This is a genomic window from Glaesserella parasuis (assembly GCF_002015085.1).
Classification (GTDB): Bacteria; Pseudomonadota; Gammaproteobacteria; order Enterobacterales; family Pasteurellaceae; genus Glaesserella; species Glaesserella parasuis.
Genome location: NZ_MUXW01000089.1, coordinates 1 through 703 on the forward strand (window position 1 = coordinate 1; position 703 = coordinate 703).

Genomic DNA, 703 nt, shown 5'->3' on the forward strand with positions numbered 1-703 from the left:
TTGTTTGGCGGTATGAGATAACAAACCGCTACCACCAAACACATCTACAATCGTCCAGCCTTCGCCGTCGCCTTTGATATTATCGTTTAAAATTTGGCTGAAATGCTTAAGAAGCATCCTTTTTTGCCCCACAAATGGGAGTGGGGTTTGCTTATAAATTGTCATAATACACTCCTTGCAATTGCCTCTAAATCATTGGGGGAGAAGCGCCAAGCCTCTTTAATGCCCAACACCTCGCCACACCACTCACTGCAAAAATAACGGTTGTTGCTGTGAGTATTGCGTAGCACCACGCCCAACGCCCCCCAAAGGTCATACTTTTTGCCGTTGGTTTGCTTAAAATAGGCTTTGATTTTTGCCTCGGTTACATTTGATAGCTCAATCAAATCCCACTTGGATGCGTCATCTACATCAATTACTTTACAGCGTACGCCACCATCACGGAGGCTTGAGCTGTAGCAGATGTAACTTACCTCAGGCAAACAGCGATCGCCGCTTTTGTAGCGGCGTTGCTCAACAGCCATCTCGCAGTGGCTATATCTGCCTTTTGTGGCGAGGCGGATAAGTTTATCCACCCAGTCCCCTTTACCTTTATAAAGCGCAAGATACACTTTACTCATTACGCACCTCATAATGTACGGTAATTGCCTCAATCTCTTCTGCCGTTTTTGCCGCCTTGAGCAAATCCTCAAAGTGTTGGCGT

The 703-nt window shown here is 46.1% G+C and carries 1 protein-coding gene; it reads right to left on the reverse strand.

Features of this window, described 5'->3' with window-relative positions; genetic code table 11:
- Positions 1 to 161 precede the first annotated feature (161 nt).
- The gene (locus B0183_RS11810; protein WP_035525075.1) at positions 162 to 620 is read right to left on the reverse strand and encodes a hypothetical protein; all 459 of its coding nucleotides are present in this window, start codon (positions 618 to 620) and stop codon (positions 162 to 164) included.
- Positions 621 to 703: the final 83 nt, after the last annotated feature.

Bases quoted from the DNA above. Each gene is read 5' to 3' on its own strand.
- B0183_RS11810 (WP_035525075.1), bottom strand. From the start codon at position 620: ATGAGTAAAGTGTATCTTGCGCTTTATAAAGGTAAAGGGGACTGGGTG.